This window comes from Kosmotoga sp., from assembly GCF_982836095.1.
This window is the reverse complement of sequence record NZ_CEYIHJ010000108.1, coordinates 1-6,554: the sequence shown is the minus strand read 5'-3', so window position 1 is coordinate 6,554 and position 6,554 is coordinate 1. Positions and strand designations below refer to the sequence as shown.

Annotated in this window: 5 protein-coding genes and 1 pseudogene; all 6 read right to left on the bottom strand. The window is 41.6% G+C overall.

All coding sequences use genetic code 11. The features are described 5' to 3' along the window. Window positions 1-36: 36 nt before the first annotated feature. Window positions 37-239 (bottom strand): annotated as a pseudogene (locus AC3LHT_RS07595) (SAM-dependent DNA methyltransferase); the annotation flags it as partial. A gap of 471 nt (window positions 240-710) precedes the next feature. Next, window positions 711-1,367: a redox-sensing transcriptional repressor Rex gene (locus AC3LHT_RS07590; protein ID WP_290667636.1), complete on the bottom strand. Its 657-nt coding sequence runs from the start codon at window positions 1,365-1,367 to the stop codon at window positions 711-713. After that, window positions 1,345-3,324, bottom strand: a complete 1,980-nt coding sequence (locus AC3LHT_RS07585) for a [Fe-Fe] hydrogenase large subunit C-terminal domain-containing protein (RefSeq protein WP_290647288.1) — start codon at window positions 3,322-3,324, stop codon at window positions 1,345-1,347. Before AC3LHT_RS07585 ends, AC3LHT_RS07590 begins: the two co-directional genes overlap by 23 nt. A gap of 16 nt (window positions 3,325-3,340) precedes the next feature. Next, complete coding sequence (locus AC3LHT_RS07580; RefSeq protein ID WP_290667632.1) at window positions 3,341-5,227, bottom strand: NADH-quinone oxidoreductase subunit NuoF; 1,887 nt, start codon at window positions 5,225-5,227, stop codon at window positions 3,341-3,343. Further along, window positions 5,220-5,702 carry an NADH-quinone oxidoreductase subunit NuoE family protein gene (locus AC3LHT_RS07575; RefSeq protein ID WP_488662463.1) on the bottom strand — a complete coding sequence of 161 codons (483 nt, stop codon included), beginning with the start codon at window positions 5,700-5,702 and terminating at the stop codon, window positions 5,220-5,222. The genes AC3LHT_RS07580 and AC3LHT_RS07575 overlap by 8 nt, the downstream gene beginning before the upstream one ends. A gap of 24 nt (window positions 5,703-5,726) precedes the next feature. Beyond that, the coding region (locus tag AC3LHT_RS07570) for a serine/threonine-protein phosphatase (RefSeq protein WP_488662462.1) at window positions 5,727-6,554 on the bottom strand (828 nt) is incomplete at its 5' end.

Sequence of the window (6,554 nt, the reverse complement as noted above, 5' to 3'; positions counted from 1 at the left end):
GCCTAAAGCCTACCACCTGTACTTATCACCTATTATCTAAAGCCCTAATTTCTTGAGTATTTCCTGCAGTTTTCTATCTACTTCTGCTCTCTCTTTTTCAGCTTCACGTAGCTGAACAACAGCGTCTTCCAGTGGTAGTACTTCTTCATGACTGTTCTGCGAAACATATCTTGAAGGGCTCAGATTATAATCGTTTTCACAATCTCTTCTTTTGAAACTATCCTGCTTATTCCTTCCTCTCTGTAGCAAGATTAATAACCCACTGCTCGTGTTGAGAATTACTCCAATTGTATGACATGAACACCTTCGGATTTTCCACTTACAAAACCTCCCTTGATGAATTCAAATTTTGCTATCTAAACAATGCCTTCAAAACTATATTAACAAGGCATAAACAGAGGTGTTGTTTTTTAATTACTCTATATAGGGTGTCACGAAAAAGGTGGGTTTCCTTTCTTATGTTGGGATATTTCAATGGTACCACCATTGAAATTTGGAAGGCTAACTTTTTTCGTGACGCCTTAATAATTTCACAGATGTTGCAAATTCACATCTCGTTAATATAATAGCATTTATCAAACATCCAGCAAAATCGCTGTCTTGTTTCGCCTTCTCTTTTGTAGCTTTATAGGTTGCAATGCAATCATCAAAAAGCCCGCTCACTGCCGGAAGCAATGAGCGGGAAGATTTAAAGCTAACTATGAAATAATTTACCGGATTTTTCCGGTCGGGGTCCTATCCAAAAGGTGCTTGAGAGTTAATACGCTTCTTGCGATGTCCATATTTTCCACCAGGATATTTTCTGGAACTTCAAGTATGACAGGAGCAAAATTCCAAATTGCTTTTATTCCCTTTTTTATCAATAGGTCAACGGTTTTTTGTGCGGATTCACCCGGGACGCATATAGTTCCTATTTTTACGTTAAATCTTCTGATTACCCGGTCTAAATCCTTCAGCGGTAGTACTACAAGTTCGCCTACATATGTTCCAAGCTTTTCAGGATCGTTGTCAAAAATGGCCACTACACGTATACCGAAGTTTACAAACCCTTTATAGTTTGCCAATGCCTTGCCTAAATGCCCTGCCCCAATAATGATTATGTTATCTCTTAATTTGGTTCCAAAAAGTTCATCCAGCGCATCTACCAACGACGAAATATGGTAACCGACTTTGGGCTTGCCGGAATAATCGAGATAGGAGATATCCTTTCTAACTTGTTCCGGCTTGATAGATAGCTTTCTTGCAATTTCTTCGGATGAAATGTATTCGCTTTTTTCTTCTTGTAACAGGGCATGATACATCTTCAGCCTTTCAAGAGTCGCTTTTGGAAACATTATAGGGCCATTACGCTTTTTCTTTACTGACATATTTTTCAAGCACCTTCCTCACCTTTTCAGTGGTTGCTTCGCTTATAATTTCACCGTTCACTAACACGTTTGGCGAAGCTCCACAATTTTCGAGGCAGAATGTTCCTTTTATTTCCAAATTTTCTGCCCATTCTTCCCGATTAGCCATTTCTATGAGGTCAGACAGAATATCATAAGAGCCTTTTGAGTAACACGAAGTTCCAAGGCATACGTTAACCGTTACTTTTTCTTCCTCATCTAGTGGCAGGGGTAAAATGTCAATATCTTCACCACTCACTCTTTTCCTGTGCTTGAACGACGTATGCAAAACCTTGTGTGATTCCTCGCTAAGTGGTTTCACAAGATATTTGTTGTAAAGCTCACGCATGTGATAATTCTCAACGGGTGATATGAGTACGTCCATTCCAACGGTATCTCTGAGAATTTTAGCTCGTTCTTCTCTTTTGGCAGAGTTGTTTGGATAGGGCTGTCCACCCCCTCCAATACAACCATAATCACATGCCATGATTTCAACTATATCTACTTCCAATTTACCAGATTTTATTCTTTCCAGTACTTCTCTTGCTTTTCCAAGACCAAAGACTGCGATTCCTGTTAGTTCTTTGCCCTCTTCGATCTTTATTTTTGTTACGCGTATCCCTTTTTCCTCTTCTTCCGTTGAAATTTCAGAAATATCTATCTGTTCTTTCAAAACGTTTATAACACTGCCAAGCACGCCACCGGTTTTTCCAAAACTCAATCCGCTTTGTGAAGAAAGCCCATAAGGCCTGTCGAAAGGTTCAGGTCGCATATATTTTAAATTAATCCCGCTGGATTTGATCATCTGTGCCAATTCCTTTGTGGTAAGCACAAGATCAACCTGCCCGGCTAATTCTTCCCTTTCCGCTTCGAACTTCTTAGCAGTGCAAGGCATGAATGAAACCACACATATGTCTTCAGAATCTATTCCCGCTTCTTTAGCATAGTATTTTTTTATCAATGTGCCCAATGCCTGCTGAGGGGATTTAACCGTGGAAAGGTTATCAATAAAATCCGGATAGAATTGTTCCATGAATTTCACCCAACCCGGACAGCAGGAGGTGAATTGTGGCAATCTCTCACCCTTTTCGATTCTTTCTTTGAATTCGTGGGCCTCCTCGTATGCAACGAGATCCGCGGCAAAAGAGACATCGAAGACTTTTGAAAATCCTATCATTTTCAAGAAATTGACAAGTCTCCCGGCAATTACCATATCACCTTCAAGCCCCAGCTCTTCCTGAACTGCTGAGCGGACAGCTGGCGCGATCATCCCGATGATGGTTTTTCCTGATTCCATCGCGTTGTAAAGTTCTTTTACATCACTCCTGAAGGTCAAAGCACCGGTAGGACAATAAGCGACACATTGGCCACAATAGACACACTCGGAGTTTGCAAGACCCTCTTCGAAAGCTGGCACTACCTGCGCTTCAAAACCACGGTGGGCAAAATCGATAGCCGCGACCGACTGAATTTCCTCACAGGCCCTAACACAATCTCCACAAAGAATACATTTCGAGTTATCTCTAATGATTATTGAAGAGCTGTCGAAAATATTGCTTTTATCGAGCTTCTCAAATCTAACATTTCTTATGCCAAACTCCTCCGCGTACTTTTGAAGTTTACATTGTCCATTTCTCTCACATGTTGTGCAGTCCCTATTGTGAGATGCAAGGAGGAGTTCGAGTATACCCCTTCTCATTTCATATATTTCGGGTGTATGCGTTTTTATTCTCATCCCCTCATATGGCTTCAGGGTGCAGGAAGTTACAATGCCATTGCCTTCAACCTCAACAAGACACATTCTGCAAGCACCATACACTGAAGTTTCGGAAAGATAACAGAGATTTGGGATTTCTATGCCAACTTCTTTTAAAGCTTCAAGAACATTGCGGGCGTTATCATCTATAATCGTTTCTTTACCATTTACATATATTTTCATGTTTTCACCCTCCCGATCAACCAATGAGCTCAATGGCGTTGAATTTACATTTTTCAAAACAGATACCGCACTTTACACACTTTTCCTGATCAATCACGTAGGGCTTCCCACGCTCTCCAGAAATAGCTCCTTGCGGACAGAAACGTGCGCAAAGGCTACAGCTTTTGCACAGATCGGGGTTAATCACATATTTTTTGAGCGCAGTGCACATTCCACTGGGACATTTGCCTTCAATATGTTCAATATACTCATCTCTGAAGAGTTTCAAAGTACTCAATATAGGGTTGGGTGCTGTTTTTCCCAATCCGCAGAGTGAGGCAGTTTTAATTATCTTGGAAAGGTATTCCAGATTTTCCAAATCTTCGTAGGTAGCCTTCCCCTGAGTGAACTTTTCAAGAATGGTGTAGGCCTGCATTGTGCCTTCCCGGCAAGGTACACATTTTCCACAAGATTCCCTCTTGGTGAAATCCAGGAAAAATCTAGCTACTTCGACCATGCATCTGTCTTCTGTTATGGCAACAATTCCACCCGAACCAACCATGGCATCAACCGATTTCAAGGTATCATAATCCAGTGGAAGGTCAAAAAACTCTTCGGAAAGGCAAGCACCTGAAGGGCCTCCAATTTGTATGGCTTTTAACTTCAAACCATTTGAAGTGCCGCCACATATATTTTCAATGACATGCCTCAATGTGGTCCCAAATTGGATCTCAATAATACCTGTCAACTTGAGCGGACCAGTAATTGAAAACATTTTTGTTCCCGGGGAACTTTCAACGCCACGTTTTCTGTAATTCTCTACGCCATCTCTGATGATCTTTGGAACATTAGCGTAAGTTTCAACGTTATTCAAAAGGGTGGGGAAACCCCATAACCCTGACTGCGCAGGGAATGGAGGTCTCGGCCTGGGGACGCCGCGTTTTCCTTCAATTGAAGCGAGCAGAGCCGTTTCTTCACCACAGACAAAGGCTCCCGCTCCTTCTTTCACTTCTATGTCCAGGTTGAAACCCGTTCCAAGGATGTTTTCACCCAGGAAACCATATTCTTTAGCATCATTTATCGCTTTATTGAACATTTCCACAGCAATGGGATATTCTGCCCTGATATATGCGTAGCCTTTGCTCGCGCCTATTGCAAAAGCTGCAATTATCATGCCTTCCAGGACAGAATGGGGGTCTCGCTCAAGAAGTGTGCGGTTCATGAAGGCACCGGGATCTCCTTCGTCACCATTACACACAACAAACTTCTTTTCGCCTTTGCTTTTCATTGCGGCTTCCCACTTGAATCCGGTGGGGAAACCTCCACCGCCACGCCCTCTCAGTCCAGAGGCTTTGATTGTATCCACAATGCTTTCCGAATCCATTTCCGAAAGAGCTTTTATGAGAGACTTATAACCACCACGTCCCATATAATCTTCTATGCTTTCGCATTCACTTGTACCTATGGCATCCATGATATAAAAGCTCTGGTTCTTGAAGAATGTGGCATCTTCTAATTTTTCTACTTTCTTACCCGATATCGGGTCTGTGAGCAAAAGCCTCTCGATGGGTTTTCCTTTCAATAAACTCTTTTCTACTATCTCTTCAACATCATTTGGTTTTACATGACCATAGGTAAATCCATATGGGATAATTTTCACAAGCGGTCCCAAAGAACATAGCCCGCAACAGCCGGTTTTTTTAACGGGATTATTATTTTCATCAGGATCATCAAGTTTTTCCAGCGAAATATTCAAATTTCTTTCGTTCAAAACCTCTTTGAATTTTTCATAAACCTTTCTTGCGCCGTTGGCGGTACAGCCCGTTCCCACACATACATAAACAGAAAGTTGTTCTAATTTTTTTCTTCGAATTTCTTCCTGTTGTTCGATGTATTTAAAGGCTTCAAGGGGACTTTTAAACATTCTCATCAGCCTTCCTTTCTTTCAGCTTTTTGAGTATTTCTCTTGTTTTCTCTTCGTTGAGATTTCCAAACACTTCACCGTTTATAACCATGGCTGGAGCCAAAGCGCAGGCTCCAAGACAGCCAACTTTGTCGAGGCTGAATTTGAGGTCTTTGGTAACCTCACCCGGTTTGATATTCAGCTCTTCTTCAATCACTTTTACGAGAGCCATGGAGCCTTCCATATGACAAGCGGTGCCATCACATACGTAGATCGAGTATTCACCCTTAGGGTTTAAAGAAAATTGTGCATAAAACGTGGCTACTCCGAAGATTTTGGCTGGAGATATTCCCAGGGCTACCGAGATGTAATTCACAACATCTTTTGAGATATGCCTGTACTCTTTCTGAATATCCAGCAGGATTGCAATGAGTTTGTTTTTGTCGTAGTTGTGTTTTTTTAAAATGTCTTCCACCTTTTCGAAAGTTCTCTCAATGGCCACACACTCACCTCCAAAATCTCAGTAATATTCTATTTTCACAATCTTGCCCATCTTCTCAAAAATTCGGGCTATATCACTTATCAGCCTGAACTTAAGGGAAATATCGTGGGTAAACAAAGGGATCTGATGAGCAGGGTTAATGGAACTACCAACGATGAAATTTATAATATCCGCTTCACTCAACAGGCCAATAAGTGATTTCGCACCGTACCCGATTTCTGTATCCTGCCCTTCGAGGTATCTGAACACCTGTGTCAGGGTTATTATGCCTTCAGTTATCAGGTCTATTCCTTTTAAATACCCCAGAGGTGGGGACTTTTCGCTGATTGAATCAAGATCAAGATCAATTCTCCCATTGATAACCCTTTCAACGATCTGCCCGGTCGTTCCGCCGCAAATGATCTTTTTTCCTGGACTGTTCAGAAATTTTTCTACAACATATCTATCTTTGTTTCTGTTCTCCGGAGGGCCTACCATGATTGTTACCACTTTTTCTTTTCGTACCCTCAACACTGCGGCGAGCGCATCATCGCCTCTGGTTCCTTTGTCAAGCCTTTTAGCGAGATTAACGAGATAATTCACAATATCTGCGTGGCGTACCCGCTTTTCAAGCAAATTCCTTATTTCAGTTCTTATGTTTTCGACTCCAAGGCCAAAGGGGTATCTCGATGAACCCATACCGGCCTGGGAAATACCATCAGTCATGGCAAATATTGCGTCTCCTTCTTTCACAGATACTTCACTTATAAAAAGCTCCTTACCTTTTACCTTTTTCTTCACTTTTTCAAGTTCAATTACTTTTTCACCTCTGAAAAAGAAGATCACAGGAAATTCATACTCCACGAT